The sequence below is a fragment of the Streptomyces sp. NPDC003720 genome, assembly GCF_042875075.1.
In the GTDB taxonomy this organism is placed as follows: Bacteria; Actinomycetota; Actinomycetes; order Streptomycetales; family Streptomycetaceae; genus Streptomyces.
Genome location: NZ_JBIANZ010000006.1, coordinates 36,713 through 54,471, shown reverse-complemented (window position 1 = coordinate 54,471; position 17,759 = coordinate 36,713). Strand labels below are relative to the sequence as shown.

The window sequence follows — 17,759 nt, the reverse complement described above, 5'->3', positions numbered from 1 at the left end:
GTCTCCGGATCAATCACGGTCAATGCGAGTCACCCCAGCCACGGTCTTCTGTCCGACCTCGACCGCGACCTCCACGCCCTCGGGCAGGTAGAGGTCGACACGCGAGCCGAAGCGGATCAGACCGATGCGGTCGCCCTGCTCGACCTTCGTGCCCTCGGGGATGTACGGCACGATGCGGCGGGCCACCGCGCCGGCGATCTGGATCATCTCGATGTCGCCGAGTTCGGTGTCGAAATGCCAGACTACGCGCTCGTTGTTCTCGCTCTCCTTGTTGAACGCGGGAACGAAGCCGCCGGGGATGTGCTCGACCGACGTCACGGTGCCGGCGAGCGGCGCGCGGTTCACGTGCACGTTGAGCGGGCTCATGAAGATCGCGACGCGGGTGCGGCCGTCCTTCCAGGGCATGATGCTCTGCACCACGCCGTCGGCGGGCGAGATGACCCGGCCGGGGGCGATCTCGCGCTCGGGGTCGCGGAAGAACCACAGCATGCCCGCCGCGAGCGCGGTGGCGGGCACGGCGACGGCCTTGGCCGCGCCCGAGCGGCGGGCGCGGACCAGGCTGAGGGCTGCGGTGGCGACGGTCGGGAGAAGCCACGGCGATGCTCCGCGCGCGAGGCGTGCGCCTACCAGGCTGTCGCGGTGTGCAGAGGTTTGGCTGTGGGGCATGGATGACCTTCGTAGCGGATGATGCCGCGCTCTGACGGGGGACGGCGGCTTTCCCGGGATCGTACCGGTCGCAGGTCACAACTGGGCAAGCCAGGAAGCCGAGTCGGCGGCTGAGGGGTATCGACGGGGTGTGATCTTCTTCTCGAAGAAAACACCCCGTTTCCGGACAATCAGCCCTGGAATCGATACTCTTCGAGCAGCCTGCGCCCGATGATCATTTTCTGGATCTCGGCGGTACCCTCGCCGATCAGCAGCATCGGGGCCTCCCGGTAGAGGCGCTCGATCTCGTACTCCTTGGAGAAGCCGTAGCCGCCGTGGATCCGGAAGGCGTCCTCCACGACCTCCTTGCAGTACTCGGAGGCGAGGTACTTCGCCATGCCTGCCTCGAGGTCGTTTCGCTCCCCGGAGTCCTTTTTGCGTGCCGCGTTCACCATCATGGCATGCGCGGCCTCGACCTTGGTGGCCATTTCGGCCAGCTTGAACTGGATGGCCTGGTGCTGGGCGATGGGCCGGCCGAAGGTGTGCCGCTGCTGGGCGTACTGAACGCCCAGCTCGAAGGCGCGCTGCGCCACTCCGCAGCCGCGGGCCGCCACGTTCACGCGGCCGACCTCCACTCCGTCCATCATTTGGTAAAAACCTCGGCCGGTGACGCCGCCGAGCACCCGATCGGCCGGAACGCGCAGGCCGTCCATGATCAGCTCGGTGGTGTCGACGCCCTTGTAGCCCATCTTGTCGATCTTGCCCGGAATGGTCAGGCCGGGGCGGACCTCACCGAAGCCGGGCTCCTTCTCGACCAGGAAGGTGGTCATCGACTTGTGCGGGGCCGTGCCCTCGGGGTGACCTTCGTCACTTCGGACCAGAACGGCCACCAGCGACGAGGTTCCGCCGTTCGTGAGCCACATCTTCTGGCCGTTCAGGACGTACTCGTCGCCGTCCTTGACCGCCTTCGACGTGATCGCCGATACGTCGGAGCCGAGGCCCGGCTCCGACATCGAGAAGGCGCCGCGGATGTCGCCGGCCGCCATGCGGGGCAGGAAGTGCTCCTTCTGCTCCTGCGTGCCGTGCTGCTTGAGCATGTACGCGACGATGAAGTGCGTGTTGATGATGCCGGACACCGACATCCAGCCGCGGGCGATCTCCTCCACGCACAGCGCGTACGTCAGGAGCGACTCGCCCAGACCCCCGTACTCCTCGGGGATCATCAGACCGAACAGGCCGAGTTCCTTCAGGCCGTCCACGATCGCTTGCGGGTACTCGTCGCGGTGCTCCAGCCCGGTCGCGACCGGGATGATCTCCTTGTCCACGAAGTCGCGGACGGTGGAGAGGATCTCCTGCTGGACGTCGTTCAGACCGGCGGTCTGGGCGAGGCGCGCCATGGCTACTTCTCCGTCTTTTCCGAAGGGGCGTTCAGCTCCGGGCGGCCGGGCTGCTCGCCGCCGCGCTCCTTGATGTACGTCTCGGTGGGCACCATGACCTTGCGGCGGAAGACGCACACCAGGGTGCCGTCCTGCTTGTAGCCCTTGGTCTCCACGTAGACGATGCCGCGGTCGTCCTTCGACTTCGACGGCCACTTGTCCAGCACGGTCGTCTGGCCGTAGATCGTGTCGCCGTGGAACGTCGGCGCCACGTGCTTGAGCGACTCGATCTCCAGGTTGGCGATCGCCTTGCCGGAGACGTCCGGCACCGACATGCCGAGCAGCAGCGAGTAGATGTAGTTGCCCACCACGACGTTCTTGCCGAAGTCCGTCGTCTTCTCGGCGTAGTTGACGTCCATGTGGAGCGGGTGGTGGTTCATGGTGAGGAGACAGAACAGGTGGTCGTCGTACTCCGTGACCGTCTTGCCCGGCCAGTGCTTGTACGTCGCCCCGACCTCGAACTCCTCGTAGGTGCGTCCGAACTGCATCGCGCTCAGGCCTCCGGGATCTCGAACTTGCTGGTGCGCTGCATGCCGGCGGCGCGGCCCTTGCCCGAGATCACCAGGGCCATCTTGCGGCTGGCCTCGTCGATCATCTCGTCGCCGAGCATCGCGGAGCCCTTCTTGCCGCCCGCCTCGGACGTGTAGTAGTCGTACGCGTCCAGGATCAGCTCGGCGTGGTCGTAGTCCTCCTGCGACGGCGAGAAGATCTCGTTGGACGCCTCGACCTGGCCCGGGTGCAGCACCCACTTGCCGTCGAAGCCGAGGGCGGCGGCGCGCTGCGCGACCGCGCGGTAGCCCTCGACGTTGCGGATCTGCAGGTAGGGGCCGTCGATCGCCTGGAGGTTGTTGGCGCGGGCGGCCATCAGGATCTTCATCAGGATGTAGTGGTAGGCGTCCGCCGGGTAGCCGGGCGGCTGCTCGCCCACGACCAGCGACTTCATGTTGATGGAGGCCATGAAGTCGGCCGGGCCGAAGATGATCGTCTCCACGCGCGGGCTGGCCTGCGCGATCTCGTTGACGTTGTTCAGGCCCTGCGCGTTCTCGATCTGCGCCTCGATGCCGATCTTGCCGACCTCGAAGCCCATCGTCTTCTCGATCTGGGTCAGCAGCAGGTCGAGCGCCACGACCTGCTGGGCCGTCTGGACCTTCGGCAGCATGATGCAGTCGAGGTTCTGGCCGGCGCCCTCGACGACCGTGACGACGTCCCGGTACGTCCACTCGGTCGTCCAGTCGTTCACCCGTACGACGCGCGTCTTGCCCGTCCAGTCGCCCTCGTTGAGGAACTTGACGATGGTGTGCCGCGCCTCCGGCTTGGCGAGCGGCGCGCACGCGTCCTCCAGGTCGAGGAAGACCTGGTCGGCGGGGAGGCCCTGGGCCTTCTCCAGGAAGCGCGGGTTGCTTCCCGGTACCGCCAGGCAGGAGCGGCGGGGGCGAAGGCGGTTGACTGTCGTCATGCGGGGACCTCCAGGGGGTCGAGCTTGTTCGCTTTCCGGATCTCGTCGGCGATGCGGCCGATGATCCCGGTGATGTCGAAGTCCTTCGGGGTGAATACCGCGGCCACTCCGGCGGCCCGGAGATCCTCGGCGTCCCCGTTCGGGATGATGCCACCTGCGATCACCGGTATATCTGTGGCACCGGCCACACGCAGGCGCTCCAGCACGTCCGGCACGAGCTGGGCGTGCGAGCCGGACAGGATCGACAGGCCCACGGCGTGGACGTCCTCCGCCAGGGCGGCGTCCACTATCTGCTCGGGGGTGAGCCGGATGCCCTGGTAGACCACCTCGAAGCCGGCGTCGCGCGCGCGGACGGCGATCTGCTCGGCGCCGTTGGAGTGACCGTCGAGGCCGGGCTTGCCCACCAGGAAGCGGAGCTTGCCGACGCCCAGGTCGCGGGCGGTGGCGTCGACCTTGGCGCGGACCTCGGCCATGGCCGAGCCGGCCTCGGCGGTGACGGCCACCGGTGCGGAGGACACCCCGGTGGGCGCCCGGAACTCGCCGAACACCTCGCGCAGGGCGCCCGCCCACTCGCCGGTCGTGACCCCGGCGCGGGCGCACTCCAGCGTGGCCTCCATCAGGTTGCCGGTGCCCTTGGCGGCCTCCTTCAGCCGCTCCAGCGCCTTGCAGGGGCGCGGGTGGTTGAAGGGCGGCTGGTAGCGGGTGTCCCGCCAGGTCTCCAGCGAGGCGACGACCCGGGCCTCGACCGCCGGGTCGACCGTCATGATCGCGGTGTCCAGGTCGGCCGTGAGCGGGTTCGGCTCGGTCGTCTCGAAGATGTTGACGCCGACGATCTTCTCCTGGCCGGACTCGATCCGCGCCCGCCGCTCGGCGTGCGAGGAGACGAGCTGCGCCTTGAGGTAGCCGGACTCGACGGCGGCCATCGCGCCGCCCATCTCCTGGATCCGGTCCATCTCGGCGAGGGACTCCTCCACCAGGGCGTTCACCTTCGCCTCGACGACGTGCGAGCCCTCGAAGATGTCCTCGTACTCCAGCAGGTCGCTCTCGTGGGCGAGCACCTGCTGGATGCGCAGGCTCCACTGCTGGTCCCACGGCCGGGGCAGGCCCAGGGCCTCGTTCCAGGCGGGGAGCTGCACGGCACGCGCGCGGGCGTCCTTGGAGAGGGTGACCGCCAGCATCTCGAGCACGATCCGCTGGACGTTGTTCTCCGGCTGCGCCTCGGTCAGGCCGAGCGAGTTGACCTGGACGCCGTACCGGAAGCGGCGCTGCTTGGGGTTCTCGATGCCGTACCGCTCGCGGGTGACCTTGTCCCAGATGCGGCCGAACGCCCGCATCTTGCACATCTCCTCGACGAAGCGGACGCCCGCGTTGACGAAGAAGGAGATGCGGGCGACCACGTCGCCCATGCGCTCCTCGGGCACCTGGCCGGAGTCGCGCACGGCGTCGAGCACGGCGATCGCGGTGGACATCGCGTACGCGATCTCCTGCACCGGCGTGGCCCCGGCCTCCTGCAGGTGGTAGCTGCAGATGTTGATCGGGTTCCACTTCGGGATGTGGGAGACCGTGTACGCGATCATGTCCGTCGTCAGGCGGAGCGAGGGCCCGGGCGGGAAGACGTGCGTCCCGCGGGACAGGTACTCCTTGACGATGTCGTTCTGGGTCGTGCCCTGGAGCTTGGTGATGTCCGCGCCCTGCTCCTCGGCGACGACCTGGTAGAGCGCCAGCAGCCACATGGCGGTGGCGTTGATCGTCATCGAGGTGTTCATCTGCTCCAGGGGGATGTCCTGGAACAGCCGGCGCATGTCACCGAGGTGCGAGACGGGCACGCCGACCCGGCCGACCTCGCCGCGGGCGAGGATGTGGTCGGGGTCGTAGCCGGTCTGGGTCGGCAGGTCGAACGCCACCGACAGACCGGTCTGGCCCTTGGCGAGGTTGCGCCGGTACAGCTCGTTGGACGCCTCCGCCGTGGAGTGACCGGCGTACGTGCGCATGAGCCACGGCCGGTCCTTCTCCCTCCGCGATCCGGAGGGCTGACGCTCAGTCATCTGGACCTCCGGGTCCTCAGATGTTCCGGAAGCGGTTGATGGCGTCGATGTGCTTGGCGCGCATCTCCTCGTCGCGCACGCCCAGGCCCTCCTCGGGGGACAGGCACAGCACGCCGACCTTGCCCTGGTGCAGGTTGCGGTGCACGTCGTAGGCCGCCTGGCCGGTGTCCTCCAGGGAGTACACCTTCGACAGGGTGGGGTGGATCTTGCCCTTCGCGATGAGGCGGTTGGCCTCCCAGGCCTCGCGGTAGTTGGCGAAGTGCGAGCCGATGATCCGCTTGAGCGACATCCACAGGTAGCGGTTGTCGTACTCGTGCATGTAGCCCGAGGTCGAGGCGCAGGTGGTGATGGTGCCGCCCTTGCGGGTGACGAACACGGAGGCGCCGAAGGTCTCGCGGCCCGGGTGCTCGAAGACGATGTCGATGTCCTCGCCGCCGGTCAGCTCACGGATGCGCTTGCCGAAGCGCTTCCACTCCTTCGGGTCCTGGGTGTTCTCGTCCTTCCAGAACTTGTAGCCCTCGGCGTTGCGGTCGATGATCGACTCGGCGCCCATGGAGCGGCAGATCTCCGCCTTCTGCTCGCTGGAGACGACGCAGATCGGGTTGGCGCCGCCGGCGAGGGCGAACTGGGTGGCGTAGGAGCCGAGGCCGCCGCTGGCGCCCCAGATGAGGACGTTGTCGCCCTGCTTCATGCCGGCGCCGTTGCGGGAGACGAGCTGGCGGTAGGCGGTGGAGTTCACCAGGCCCGGGGCCGCCGCCTCCTCCCAGCTCAGGTGGTCCGGCTTCGGCATGAGCTGGTTGGACTTGACCAGCGCGATCTCGGCGAGGCCGCCGAAGTTGGTCTCGAAGCCCCAGATGCGCTGCTCGGGGTCGAGCATCGTGTCGTTGTGGCCGTCCGAGGACTCCAGCTCGACGGAGAGGCAGTGGGCGACGACCTCGTCACCGGGCTTCCAGGCGTTGACGCCTGGGCCGGTGCGCAGGACGACGCCGGCGAGGTCGGAGCCGATGATGTGGTACGGCAGGTCGTGGCGCTTGGCCAGCTCGTTGGTGCGGCCGTAGCGCTCCAGGAACCCGAAGGTGGACAGCGGCTCGAAGATCGAGGTCCACACCGAGTTGTAGTTGACCGAGGAGGCCATCACGGCCACCAGGGCCTCGCCCGGACCCAGTTCGGGCAGCGGCACGTCGTCCAGGTGGATCGACTTGCGCGGGTCCTTGTCGCGGGTCTGCAGGCCCGCGAACATCTCCGTCTCGTCCTTGTGGACGGTGATCGCGCGGTACGACTCGGGGAGCGGCAGGGCGGCGAAGTCGGCGGACGTGGCGTCCTTCGACTGGATCGCGTCCAGGATGTCCTTCACGGTCACGGTGTTGCCTCCGGCGGTGAGCGCCCTGAGGGAGGGGCGCTGGGGGATCGTCGGTGCTGCTGGGAGTGCTGCTGAGGGTTTTGAGGGTGTGCCGTCGGTTCGGCGGGGGTGGAGCTTCGGCAGCGCTTTGTGGCGCGGGAGGGTGCCTGTGACGCAGGCGTCCGGGCGCGCAGGCCGTCCGGCTTGCGGGGACAGCCGGCGCACGAATGGTCTCTGCGCGCCGGCCGCCCGGACTTCCTTCAACGTATGACACCGCGTGTCATGCCGCAAGGCACTGAGTGCCAGAAGCTGCTCTCAGATGAAATCTTTACGCAACATATGAGCGATGATCGATCGAACGGGCTCCGGAATGCCCCCGAAAAGGGCCCCTGACATGCCAAAACGGCCACCCCGAAGGGTGGCCGTCATCACAGGGCGCGTGGCGTCTCAGCGCTCCTTGAGCGCCTCCTCGATGGTGCGCATGACCTCGTCGAGCGGCGCGTCGGTGCGGGCGACCGTCACCAGGACCTCGCCGTGCGCGGAGACCGCCGCCGGCGCCATGGTGGCCGCCGGCCCGGGCGCCGGGCCGCGTCCGGCGCCGATCCCGGTGCCGAACGTCTTGCGCACGATGGCGAAGGCGTGGTCGAGCTGCGCCTCCACGTCGCCCTGCCCGCCGGCCCGCAGCCAGCGCCTGAGGACGTGGTTGTGGGCGGTGACGACGGCGGAGGCGGCCACCTCGGCGAGCAGCGGGTCGTCGTTGGCGTCGTCGGCGTGCGCGTGCTCGTCGAAGTGGCCGAGCAGGTAGCGGGTGAACAGGCGCTCGTAGCGGGCCACCGAGGCGATCTCGGCCTCGCGCAGGGTGGGCACCTCGCGCGTGAGCTTGTAGCGGGCGACCGAGATCTCCGGCCGGGCCGCGTACATCCTCATGACTTCCTTGATGCCGCGGCACACCGTGTCGAGCGGATGCTCGTGCGCGGGGGCGGCGTTGAGGACCGCCTCGGCGCGGATCAGCGTGTCGTCGTGGTCCGGGAAGATCGCCTCTTCCTTGGAGCGGAAGTGGCGGAAGAAGGTGCGGCGCGCGACCCCGGCCGCGGCCGCGATCTCGTCGACGGTGGTCGCCTCGTACCCCTTGGTCGCGAACAGCTCCATCGCTGCGGCCGCCAGTTCCCGGCGCATCTTCAGCCGCTGGGCGGCGGCGCGACTGCCTGCGGCACTTTCCGGCGCGTCGGGCGTGGCTGGTGTACGTGAGGACTTGGCGGGCTGGGGCATGACCCGAACGTACTGCATGTGCGCGGCAGAATGCGCAGGTCCGGGGGATCCCCCGCCCGCGAGGGGCGGGGGGCTGCCCGCCGGATCGAGCAGTCCGCCCCAGTCCGTCTCCGTGCGGGACCAGTCGCCGACGCCGTCAGCGGCGGGCATACTCGCGGAAGCCGCGGCCGGTCTTGCGGCCCAGGCAGCCCGCGGCCACCAGGTGCTCCAGCAGCGGCGCCGGGGCCAGGCCCGGGTCGCGGAACTCGCGGTGCAGCACCTTCTCGATCGCCAGCGAGACGTCCAGGCCCACCACGTCCAGCAGCTCGAACGGGCCCATCGGGTAGCCGCCGCCGAGCTTCATCGCCGCGTCGATGTCGTCCAGCGTCGCGTAGTGCTCCTGGACCATCTTGATCGCGTTGTTGAGGTACGGGAACAGCAGCGCGTTCACGATGAAGCCGGCCCGGTCGCCGCAGTCCACGGCGTGCTTGCGGATCCGCCCGCAGACCTCGCGGACGGTGGCGTGCACGTCGTCGGCCGTCAGGACCGTGCGCACGACCTCGACCAGCTTCATGGCCGGGGCCGGGTTGAAGAAGTGCATCCCGATCACGTCCTGCGGGCGCGAGGTGGCGCGGGCGCAGGCGACGACGGGCAGCGAGGAGGTGGTGGTGGCGAGCACCGCGCCCGGCTTGCAGACCTTGTCCAGCGCGGCGAAGAGCTGCCGCTTGACCTCCAGGTCCTCGGCGACCGCCTCGACCGCCAGGTCGACGTCGGCGAAGGCGTCGTAGGAACCCGCAGGGGTGATCCGGTCCAGGGTCTCGGCGGCCGCCTCGGCGGTCATCCGGCCCTTGTCGACAGAGCGCGAAAGCGACTTGCCGATACGGGCCTTCGCGGTCTGCGCCTTCTCCTCGCTGCGGGCGGCGAGGACGACCTCGTAGCCCGCCTTGGCGAACACCTCGGCGATACCGGAGGCCATCGTGCCCGAGCCCGCGACGCCCACGGACCGGACCGGGCGCCCCTCGGCCCCGGCGCCGCCGGCGGCCGGCGTCAGCGGGTCCGGCACGACCGCGGCGCTGCCCGGCGCCTCGTAGGTGTAGAAGCCGCGCCCGGACTTGCGGCCGGTCAGGCCCGCCTCGCTGAGCTGCTTGAGGATCGGGGCGGGGGCGTGCAGCCGGTCGCGGGACTCGGCGTACATGGCGTCCAGCACCGTGCGCGCGGTGTCGATGCCGATCAGGTCCAGCAGGGCGAGGGGGCCCATGGGCAGGCCGCAGCCGAGCCGCATCGCGGCGTCGATGTCCTCGCGGGAGGCGTACTTCGCCTCGTACATGGCGGCGGCCTGGTTGAGGTAGCCGAACAGCAGCCCGTCCGCGACGAACCCGGGGCGGTCGCCGACCGCGACCGGCTCCTTGCCCAGCTCGATCGCGAGGTCCGTGACCGCGGCGACCGCGGCCGGCGCGGTCAGCACCGAGGAGACGACCTCGACCAGCTTCATCGCCGGGGCCGGGTTGAAGAAGTGCAGGCCCAGCACCCGCTCGGGGCGCGCGGAGTCGGCGGCGAGCCGGGTGACGGACAGCGCGTTGGTGCCGGTCGCCAGGATGGTCTCCGGACGCACGATGCCGTCCAGCTCGCGGAAGATCTGGTGCTTGACCTCGTACGACTCCGGGACCACCTCGATGACCAGGTCGGCGTCGGCCGCCGCGCGCAGGTCGGTGGAGAGGCGGACCCGGGCCAGCAGGCCGGCGCGGTCCTCCTCGGTCAGCCGGCCGCGCTCGACGGCACGGGCGGCGGCGGACTCCAGGGCGGCGAGCGCCCGCGCGGTCTGGGCCTCGGCGACGTCGATGCCGATCACCTCGCGGCCCGCCTTCGCGAGAACCTCGGTGATGCCGGTGCCCATGGTGCCGAGACCGACGACGGCGATCGTCTTGAGCGGGGACAGATTGGTGTCGGACAGGGGAGTGGCCATCGCGGGACTCCAGGAATGAGGGTGACGACTGGGAACGCGCCGGGTGCGCCCGAAGGCGCACACCGGGGCGGGAAGGAGTGCGGGTGTTGCCGGGCTGCTGGCGCACACGCCCGGTGCCGGCACCGCGGGCGTGCACACGCCCGGGAGCGGCGGAATTCCGACCGGCTCTGTCCCGGAGCCGGGTCGTACTGCGGTACCGAGGTACCGAACCGACCGGCGCACGACGGCTGCGTCACCAAACCGTCGTGAGCGAACGCGAGTGGGTAACTCGCTCTTCTGAGCTTAACCGGCCGGTAACGAGCGCGCCAGCCCCGCGCCGAAGCCGACTTTGTGATGTAGCTCCCTCCACCCGGGAGACCCGCCTACGCTGGCACCGTGGACGAAGAGTTGCGATCGCTCACGGAACGCTTACGGCAGGAGTCGCACGGCTCACCCGGCTACGAGCGGCTGCTGACGACCGGGGACCACGACGAACTCGCCGAGGTGCTCACCGCGCCCGGACAGCCGCTGTGGGCCCGGGAACTGGCGGCGTTCCGGCTGGGCCGGGCCGGCGACCGGCGCGCCTTCGAGGCGCTCGTGCTGCTGCTCAACCACCGCGACCCGCCCCGCTGCGCCTCGGCCGCCCACGCCCTCGCCCGGCTCGGCGACCCGCGCACGGCCCGCGCCGCGGCGGCCCTCGCCACCAACGAACTGCGCGTCGCCTACGCCCTGCACCCGGTACGGCTCCTGGTCGAGCTGCGCGCCCCGGAGTCCGTGCCCACGCTGATCACCACCCTGGAGCGCCGGCTGCGCCCGCACGACCCCTACCGGCGGGTGGCCCTCGCCTGCGTGGACGGTCTCGGTGCGCTCGGCGACGCCCGCGCCCGGCGGGTGCTGGGCGAGGCCCTGGCGCACCCGGCGCTCGCCGAGGCGGCGGTACGCGCGCTGGCGCGCATCCCGCGCCAGGAGCGGAAGTGACGCCGGCTCAGCCGCCCAGCGCCCGCGCGTACCGCACCTCGGGCACGAGTTCGCCGCCCGCCTCGAAGGGCTCCTCGGCGCCGTCCCAGCGGAACCCGGCGCGCTCGTAGAAGCGGCGGGCCCGCGTGTTCTCCTTCAGCACCCACAGCAACATGCGCGGGTGCCCGGCGCACCGCTCGACCGACTCCGCGAGCAGCGCCCGGCCCACGCCCGTGCCCAGATGGTCCGGGTCGAGGTAGACGGCGTACAACTCGGCGTCCCCGGTGCGCACTTCACCGTCGCGGTACGGCCCGTACGCGGCCCAGCCGACCACCTCGCCGCCCCGCTCGGCGACCAGGTTCACCACCGCGCCGTTCCCCTGCTCGAACCAGGTACGGCGCCGCTCGGCGTCCCGCGCCACGCTCAGCGCGTCGAGATACGGCTGCGGCATGAGCCCGCGGTAGGCGTGCCGCCAGCCCCGGATCCGGATCTCCGAGACACGGTCGCAGTCGCCGAGGACCATCGGGCGGATGCGGAGGGAGGGGTCGTCCATGACCGCACCCTAGGGAACCGGTCCGCCCGGCGCCCCTGAATATCCGGCGGACCGGCCCTCGCGCGGCCGGGCCGGCCGGTCAGCGGCGGAAACCCAGCAGCTGGTGCAGCTCCGCGCCGCGCGAGGCCGTCGGGGCCGCCTTGCCGGACGGGGGTACGGGGTCCGGCGACCTCTGGCAGACCGCGTCGGCCGCCCCCGCCACGCCGGCCTGGCGCGGGAGTCTGCCGTCGGACAGGTAGTCGGCCAGGTAGCGGTCCAGGCACGCGTTGCCGCTGAGGCTGATGCCGTGGTTGCCGCCGCCCTGCTCGACCACGAGCCGGGAGCCCGCCAGCAGCCGGTGGGCCGTCGCCCCGCCCGCGTACGGCGTGGCCGCGTCGTCGGTCGCCTGGAACAGCAGTGCCGGGGGCAGCTTCCTGTTGGCGACGTCGACCGGCCGCAGCGTCCCGGTCGGCCAGAACGCGCACGGCGCGTTGTACCAGGCGTTGTTCCAGGCCATGAAGGGCGCCTTCGCGTACACCCCCCAGGTCTCCGTCCGCCAGCGGTTCCAGTCGCGCGGCCAGGACACGTCACGGCACTGCACCGCCGCGTAGACGCTGTACCCGTTGTCGCCCGGGCCGTCCACCGCGCCGTAGTCCTGGTACGCCTTCACCAGCGGCCCGGTCCTGCCCTCGTTGGCGTAGGCCGCGAACGCCGCCGCGAGGTGCGGCCAGTAGCCGTTGTAGTAGCCGCCGGGGATGAAGGCGTCCTCCAGTTCGGCGGCGCCCACCTTGCCGCCGGCCGGCTTCTTCGCCAGGGCCGCGCGCATCGCGTACCACCGGGCCTCGACCTTCGCCGGGTCCTTGCCGAGCCGGTACGTGGCGTCGTGCCGGGCGATCCACGCCATCAGGGCGCGATGGCGGGCGTCGAAGGCGTAGTCCTGGCCGATGTTGTCCTCGTACCAGACGCCCGTCGGGTCCACGACCGAGTCCAGCACCAGGCGCCGCACCCGCTCGGGGTAGAGCTTGGCGTACACCGCGCCCAGGTAGGTGCCGTACGAGTACCCGAAGTAGCTGATGCGCGGCGCGCCGAGGGCCCGGCGGACGGCGTCCATGTCCCGGACGGCGTCGACGGTGTCGATGTACGGCAGCACGTCCGCGTACTTGCGGCCGCAGGCGGCGGCGAAGGACAGGGCGCGCTCCAGGTTCGCCCGCTCCAGCGCGGGCGTCGCGGGCACGGTGTCGGGCCGCACCGGCTTGAAGCGGCCGGCCGAGCAGTCCAGCGCCGGCGTGCTCTTCCCGACGCCCCGCGGGTCGAAGCCGATGACGTCGTACTGGGCCGCCACCGCCTTCGGCAGCGCCGACGCGACGTAGCCGGCGAGCTTGAGACCGCTGCCGCCGGGGCCGCCGGGGTTGACCAGCAGCGGTCCCTGGGAGGCCGGGGCGGTGTGCGGGACGCGGGACAGGGCGAGCGTGATCTGCCGGCCGGCCGGCCGCGCGTGGTCCAGCGGCACCTTCAGCGACGCGCACTGCAGGGTCGGGTAGTCGTCGGTGCCGCACTTCTTCCAGACGAGCTTCGGCGCCGGAGCGGCGGGGGCCGCCTGCGCGGGGACGGCCGTGACCGAGCCCGCCACCATGGCGGCGGCTGCGCACAGCACGGCTGCGCGTGTCCTCATGGGTCCTCCCGGGACGGAGGGTGACGCGAACCGTGTGATCACGGTCCTCGCCGGATCGTCCCGGAATCAGCCCCCCGCAGAACCCTTTCTGCCCATACTTGACCCAATTGGTCCGAGGGATGCCCTCCAACGCTCCCAGCGGCGCTCCCGGAGTCGGGCGCGCTCGGAGCCGCTCCGATCCGGCGCCTCAGAGCAGGGTGAGCTGGGTCGGCTCGGCGGGAGCGGGCGCCTCGGCGGCTCCGGCCGGGCGGATCCGCCGGGCCGCTCCCGCGCGCGCGGGGCCGATGCCGTACTCCTGGGCCAGTTCGTGCACCTGACGGGTGATCCGGCGCTGGTACCACTTGGGCGCGTAGGCGCCCTCCGCGTACAGCCGCTCGTAGCGGCGCACCAGGTGCGGGTGGTGCTGCCCGAGCCAGGTCATGAACCACTCCCGCGCGCCCGGCCGCAGATGCAGCACCAGGGGTGTGACCGAGGTGGCCCCGGACGCCGCGATAGCCCGGACCGTCTCCCGGAGCCGGTCCGGGTGGTCGCTCAGGAAGGGGATGACCGGCGCCATCAGCACCCCGCAGCCGATGCCGTGCTCGCCGAGGACGCGGACCACGTCCAGCCGGCGCTCGGGCGCGGGCGTGCCCGGCTCCACGGTGCGCCACAGCGCGTTGTCCGTGAAGCCCACCGAGACCGAGATGCCGACGTCCGTCACCCGGGCGGCCCGGGTCAGCAGTTCCAGGTCGCGCAGAATCAGGGTGCCCTTGGTCAGGATGGAGAAGGGGTTCGCGCGCTCGGTGAGGGCCGAGATGATGCCCGGCATCAGCCGGTAGCGGCCCTCGGCGCGCTGGTAGCAGTCGACGTTGGTGCCCATCGCCACGTGGTCGCCCAGCCAGCGGCGCGAGGCGAGCTGGCGGCGCAGCAGCTCGGGTGCGTTCACCTTCACCACGATCTGGGTGTCGAAGCCGATGCCCGTGTCGAGGTCCAGATAGCCGTGCGTCTTGCGGGCGAAGCAGTAGACGCACGCGTGCGTGCAGCCGCGGTACGGGTTCACCGTCCACTCGAACGGCATCCGGGAGGCGCCCGGCACCCGGTTCAGGATCGAGCGCGCCCGGACCTCGTGGAAGGTCATCCCCGCGAACTCGGGCGTGTCGAAGGTGCGGGTGGTCACCGCGTCCGCGCCGAACAGGGCGGGGTCGGCCCGGCGGTGTTCGGTCTCGCCCGTGAGGTTCTCCCAGCGCATGACGCCTCCTCGGTAGCATTGCCGCACACAATAGAACATCTGTTCCCATGATCGTGCGACCCCGATTTGGGCGGCCGGGCGCCGGGGTGGTTGGCTTGAGCCCTCTTCGAGAAAACTGGTCCTGGAGGAACGCAATGGCGCAGGTCGAGGCCACTACGGAGCGGGTCGTCGCGGCGGACGCGGAGAAGGTGTTCGACGCCCTCGCCGACTACAGCGGCACGCGGCAGCGGCTGCTGCCCGAGCACTTCAGCGAGTACGAGGTCCGCGAGGGCGGCGACGGCGAGGGCACCCTCGTGCACTGGAAGCTCCAGGCCACCAGCAAGCGGGTGCGCGACTGCCTGCTGGAGGTCAGCGAGCCGACCGACGGCGAGCTGGTCGAGAAGGACCGCAACTCCTCCATGGTCACCACCTGGCGCGTCACCCCGGCCGGCGAGGGCGGCTCCCGGGTCGTCGTCACCACCACCTGGCAGGGCGCCGGCGGCGTCGGCGGCTTCTTCGAGCGGACCTTCGCGCCCAAGGGCCTCGGCCGGATCTACGACGCCGTCCTCGCCAACCTGGCGCGCGAGGTCGAGAAGTGACCGGGCGCGTCCGCGCCTGACCTCGGCCCGGCCTCCGTCTGAGCCGCGTCTGATCTCCGCCCGATCCCAAAGACCGCCCCGCGCCGGGGTGTTGTGCTCCTCACCGGTTCGAGTGGATTCGCATCCCGTCCGAGCTTGTGCCGTAACTCGCCGTACTTGTCCGCAGTTGTCGTCTTGCGCGGGAATTGTGTGACAGGTGCGACGAGGGGAGCGGTACGTGGGTGGGACGACTCTGGTGCGGGACGAGCCGGTCACGGCACCCCCCGGGACGGCCGCGCCCCCACTGCCCCGGACCGCCGAACTCGACGCGAGGCGCGTGCGGTTGGTGTTCCTCGGGCTCATGCTCGCGCTGCTGCTCGCCGCCCTGGAGCAGATGATCGTCGCCACCGCGCTGCCGAAGATCGTCGGCGAGCTGCACGGCCTGGACAAGATGTCCTGGGCGATCACCGCCTACCTGCTCACCGCCACCATCGGGCTGCCGCTGTACGGCAAGCTCGGCGACCTCTTCGGCCGCAAGGGCGTCTTCCAGTTCGCGATCGTCGTCTTCGTGGCCGGTTCCGCGCTCGCCGGGCGGGCACAGAGCATGGACCAGCTCATCGCCTTCCGCGCCGTCCAGGGCGTCGGCGCGGGCGGGCTGATGATCGGGGTGCAGGCGATCATCGCCGACATCGTGCCGCCCCGGCAGCGCGGCCGCTACATGGGCCTGATCGGCGCCGCGTTCGGCGTCGCCTCCGTCGCCGGCCCGCTGCTCGGCGGCTACTTCACCGACCACCTGTCCTGGCGCTGGTGCTTCTACATCAACGTCCCCTTCGGCCTGCTCACCCTCGTCGTCGTCTCGGCGGTGCTCAAACTGCCCAGGCCCCGCGTCCGCGCCCGCCTCGACGTGCCCGGCGCGCTGCTGCTCGCCGCCGCCTCCACCTGCCTGGTGCTGCTCACGAGCTGGGGCGGCACCGAGTACGCCTGGGGCTCGCGGGAGATCATCGGCCTCGGCGCGGGCGCCCTGGCGGCCACCGTCCTCTTCGTCGTCGCCGAGCGCTTCGCCGCCGAACCCCTCATCCCGCTCCGCCTGTTCCGGGACTCCGTCTTCAACGTCACCGGTCTGGTCGGCCTGGTGATCGGCGTGGCGCTGTTCGGCGCCGCCAGCTACCTGCCGACCTTCCTGCAGATGGTCGACGGGGCCAGCGCCACCGAGTCCGGGCTGCTGATGCTGCCCATGATGGGCGGCATCGTCGGCGCCTCGATCGCCGGCGGACAGCTCATCAGCCACACCGGGCGGTACAAGCTCTACCCCGTCCTCGGCGGCGCCCTGTCCGCCGTGGGCATGTGGCTGCTGTCCCGGCTCGAGGTGGCCACGCCCCGGCTGTACTACAGCGTCTGGATGGCCGTCCTCGGCGCCGGCATCGGCCTGGTGATGCCGGTCCTGGTGCTCGCCGTGCAGAACTCCGTGCGCCCCGCCGACCTCGGCACCGCCACCAGCGCCAACAACTACTTCCGGCAGATCGGCGGCAGCGTCGGCGCCGCCGTCTTCGGCACGCTGTTCGCCGGCCGGCTCACCGACGCCCTGCGGCGCGAACTGCCGCCGAGCGCGGGCGCCGGGCTGCCCGACCCCGAGTCCCTGACCCCGCAGCTCGTGCACGCGCTGCCACCGGCGCTGCGCGACGCCTACATCCGCGCCTACGCCGACGCGATGCCCCGGATCTTCCTCTACCTGGTCCCGGTGCTCGTCCTCGGCCTGATCATCGCCTTCTTCCTCAAGGAGAAACCGCTGGTGTCCCACAACGCCGCCGAAACCGAGCCCGTGTCCGCGACCAGCCCCATCCCGCAGGCCCGCCACCAGCCCCCGGCCGGGGCGCCGCGCTCGCCGTACGCGGCCGGGATTCCCGTCTGCGGCACGGTGCAGCACCCCGACGGGACCGTGGTGCCCCGCGCGGCGCTCACCCTCATCGACGTCGCCGGACAGCAGATCGGACGCGGTGCGAGCGGCGACGACGGGCGCTACGCGCTCGCCACGCCCGGCGTCGGCTCGTACGTGCTGATCGCCGCCGCCGGCGGCCACCAGCCGCAGGCCGTCTCCGTCACCGTCGGCGAGCGGCCCGTGGAGCTCGACGTCGTCCTCGGCGGCGCGGGACGCCTCGCCGGCAGCGTGCTCACCGCCGACGGCAGCCCCGTCCGGGACGCCACCGTCACCCTCACCAACGTGCACGGCGAGGTCGTCGCCAGCACCCGCAGCGGGCGGGAGGGCGGCTACGTCATCACCGAGCTGGTGGCGGGCGAGTACACCCTCGCGGCCAGCGCGCCCGCCTTCCGGCCCGCCGCGCTCCCGGTCACCGTGCAGGCCGCCCGGGAGACCCGGCAGGACGTCGAGCTCGCGGGCGGCGCCGTACTGCGGGGCACCGTCCGGGCGAGCGGCGGCCGCGCGGTGGAGGACGCCCGCGTCACGCTCCTGGACGCCGCCGGGAACGTGGTGGACACCCTCACCACCGGAGCCGACGGAGCGTTCCGGTTCGTGGACCTGTCCTCCGGCGAGTACACGGTGATCGCCGCAGGCTACCCGCCGGTCGCGACCGTCCTGCAGGTCGCGGGCGGCGGCCGCACGGAACGCGATCTGCAACTGGGGCACGAGGACTGACGGGACGGCGCCCGCAGGCCGACCGGCCGCGCGCCGGTGCGCGAGGCGGAGA

General features: G+C 71.2%; 14 protein-coding genes. 3 read left to right on the top strand and 11 right to left on the bottom strand.

Going from position 1 to position 17,759, the window contains the following annotated elements; genetic code table 11:
• Positions 1 to 9: 9 nt before the first annotated feature.
• The 8 genes from ACFYU0_RS17680 to ACFYU0_RS17645 form a co-directional block, all read right to left on the bottom strand.
• Positions 10 to 666 carry a phosphatidylserine decarboxylase gene (locus tag ACFYU0_RS17680; protein ID WP_389302043.1) on the bottom strand — a complete coding sequence of 219 codons (657 nt, stop codon included), beginning with the start codon at positions 664 to 666 and terminating at the stop codon, positions 10 to 12.
• Between the two features lie 170 nt (positions 667 to 836).
• Complete coding sequence (locus ACFYU0_RS17675; RefSeq protein ID WP_351669075.1) at positions 837 to 2,042, bottom strand: acyl-CoA dehydrogenase family protein; 1,206 nt, start codon at positions 2,040 to 2,042, stop codon at positions 837 to 839.
• Between the two features lie 2 nt (positions 2,043 to 2,044).
• Positions 2,045 to 2,569: a MaoC family dehydratase gene (locus ACFYU0_RS17670; RefSeq protein ID WP_351669072.1), complete on the bottom strand. Its 525-nt coding sequence runs from the start codon at positions 2,567 to 2,569 to the stop codon at positions 2,045 to 2,047.
• 5 nt (positions 2,570 to 2,574) lie between these two features.
• Entirely contained in the window at positions 2,575 to 3,537 is a 963-nt protein-coding gene (locus ACFYU0_RS17665; RefSeq protein WP_161291613.1) for a CoA ester lyase, read from the bottom strand.
• Positions 3,534 to 5,582 carry a protein meaA gene (locus ACFYU0_RS17660; protein ID WP_351669069.1) on the bottom strand — a complete coding sequence of 683 codons (2,049 nt, stop codon included), beginning with the start codon at positions 5,580 to 5,582 and terminating at the stop codon, positions 3,534 to 3,536. Before ACFYU0_RS17660 ends, ACFYU0_RS17665 begins: the two co-directional genes overlap by 4 nt.
• A gap of 16 nt (positions 5,583 to 5,598) precedes the next feature.
• Positions 5,599 to 6,936: a crotonyl-CoA carboxylase/reductase gene (gene ccrA / locus ACFYU0_RS17655; protein WP_351669093.1), complete on the bottom strand. Its 1,338-nt coding sequence runs from the start codon at positions 6,934 to 6,936 to the stop codon at positions 5,599 to 5,601.
• A 432-nt stretch (positions 6,937 to 7,368) separates the two neighbouring features.
• The gene (locus tag ACFYU0_RS17650; RefSeq protein ID WP_351669067.1) at positions 7,369 to 8,190 is read right to left on the bottom strand and encodes a TetR family transcriptional regulator; all 822 of its coding nucleotides are present in this window, start codon (positions 8,188 to 8,190) and stop codon (positions 7,369 to 7,371) included.
• A 136-nt stretch (positions 8,191 to 8,326) separates the two neighbouring features.
• Positions 8,327 to 10,132, bottom strand: coding sequence for a 3-hydroxybutyryl-CoA dehydrogenase (locus ACFYU0_RS17645; RefSeq protein WP_351669065.1), 1,806 nt, complete (start codon positions 10,130 to 10,132; stop codon positions 8,327 to 8,329).
• A gap of 375 nt (positions 10,133 to 10,507) precedes the next feature.
• Here ACFYU0_RS17645 and ACFYU0_RS17640 point away from each other — a divergent pair, with 375 nt between their 5' ends.
• Positions 10,508 to 11,089 carry an adenylosuccinate lyase gene (locus tag ACFYU0_RS17640; RefSeq protein ID WP_389302037.1) on the top strand — a complete coding sequence of 194 codons (582 nt, stop codon included), beginning with the start codon at positions 10,508 to 10,510 and terminating at the stop codon, positions 11,087 to 11,089.
• 7 nt (positions 11,090 to 11,096) lie between these two features.
• Here ACFYU0_RS17640 and ACFYU0_RS17635 read toward each other — a convergent pair whose 3' ends face one another.
• The 3 genes from ACFYU0_RS17635 to ACFYU0_RS17625 form a co-directional block, all read right to left on the bottom strand.
• Positions 11,097 to 11,621 carry a GNAT family N-acetyltransferase gene (locus tag ACFYU0_RS17635; protein WP_389302034.1) on the bottom strand — a complete coding sequence of 175 codons (525 nt, stop codon included), beginning with the start codon at positions 11,619 to 11,621 and terminating at the stop codon, positions 11,097 to 11,099.
• A gap of 79 nt (positions 11,622 to 11,700) precedes the next feature.
• A complete protein-coding gene (locus tag ACFYU0_RS17630; RefSeq protein ID WP_389302032.1) occupies positions 11,701 to 13,272 on the bottom strand; it encodes an alpha/beta hydrolase in 1,572 nt (523 codons plus the stop codon).
• A 187-nt stretch (positions 13,273 to 13,459) separates the two neighbouring features.
• Positions 13,460 to 14,500: an Rv2578c family radical SAM protein gene (locus ACFYU0_RS17625; RefSeq protein WP_389302028.1), complete on the bottom strand. Its 1,041-nt coding sequence runs from the start codon at positions 14,498 to 14,500 to the stop codon at positions 13,460 to 13,462.
• A gap of 134 nt (positions 14,501 to 14,634) precedes the next feature.
• Here ACFYU0_RS17625 and ACFYU0_RS17620 point away from each other — a divergent pair, with 134 nt between their 5' ends.
• Together ACFYU0_RS17620 and ACFYU0_RS17615 are read left to right on the top strand one after the other, a co-directional pair.
• Positions 14,635 to 15,078 carry an SRPBCC family protein gene (locus ACFYU0_RS17620; RefSeq protein ID WP_351669055.1) on the top strand — a complete coding sequence of 148 codons (444 nt, stop codon included), beginning with the start codon at positions 14,635 to 14,637 and terminating at the stop codon, positions 15,076 to 15,078.
• Between the two features lie 217 nt (positions 15,079 to 15,295).
• Positions 15,296 to 17,707 carry an MFS transporter gene (locus ACFYU0_RS17615; protein WP_389302024.1) on the top strand — a complete coding sequence of 804 codons (2,412 nt, stop codon included), beginning with the start codon at positions 15,296 to 15,298 and terminating at the stop codon, positions 17,705 to 17,707.
• The last annotated feature ends 52 nt before the right edge of the window (positions 17,708 to 17,759 follow it).

Excerpts from the sequence above, each read along its gene's own strand:
- ACFYU0_RS17680 (WP_389302043.1), bottom strand. The coding sequence starts at position 666 with ATGCCCCACAGCCAAACCTCTGCACACCGCGACAGCCTGGTAGGCGCA.
- ACFYU0_RS17675 (WP_351669075.1), bottom strand. The coding sequence starts at position 2,042 with ATGGCGCGCCTCGCCCAGACCGCCGGTCTGAACGACGTCCAGCAGGAG.
- ACFYU0_RS17670 (WP_351669072.1), bottom strand. The coding sequence starts at position 2,569 with ATGCAGTTCGGACGCACCTACGAGGAGTTCGAGGTCGGGGCGACGTAC.
- ACFYU0_RS17665 (WP_161291613.1), bottom strand. The coding sequence starts at position 3,537 with ATGACGACAGTCAACCGCCTTCGCCCCCGCCGCTCCTGCCTGGCGGTA.
- ACFYU0_RS17660 (WP_351669069.1), bottom strand. The coding sequence starts at position 5,582 with ATGACTGAGCGTCAGCCCTCCGGATCGCGGAGGGAGAAGGACCGGCCG.
- ACFYU0_RS17650 (WP_351669067.1), bottom strand. The coding sequence starts at position 8,190 with ATGCCCCAGCCCGCCAAGTCCTCACGTACACCAGCCACGCCCGACGCG.
- ACFYU0_RS17645 (WP_351669065.1), bottom strand. The coding sequence starts at position 10,132 with ATGGCCACTCCCCTGTCCGACACCAATCTGTCCCCGCTCAAGACGATC.
- ACFYU0_RS17635 (WP_389302034.1), bottom strand. The coding sequence starts at position 11,621 with ATGGACGACCCCTCCCTCCGCATCCGCCCGATGGTCCTCGGCGACTGC.
- ACFYU0_RS17630 (WP_389302032.1), bottom strand. The coding sequence starts at position 13,272 with ATGAGGACACGCGCAGCCGTGCTGTGCGCAGCCGCCGCCATGGTGGCG.
- ACFYU0_RS17625 (WP_389302028.1), bottom strand. The coding sequence starts at position 14,500 with ATGCGCTGGGAGAACCTCACGGGCGAGACCGAACACCGCCGGGCCGAC.
- ACFYU0_RS17620 (WP_351669055.1), top strand. The coding sequence starts at position 14,635 with ATGGCGCAGGTCGAGGCCACTACGGAGCGGGTCGTCGCGGCGGACGCG.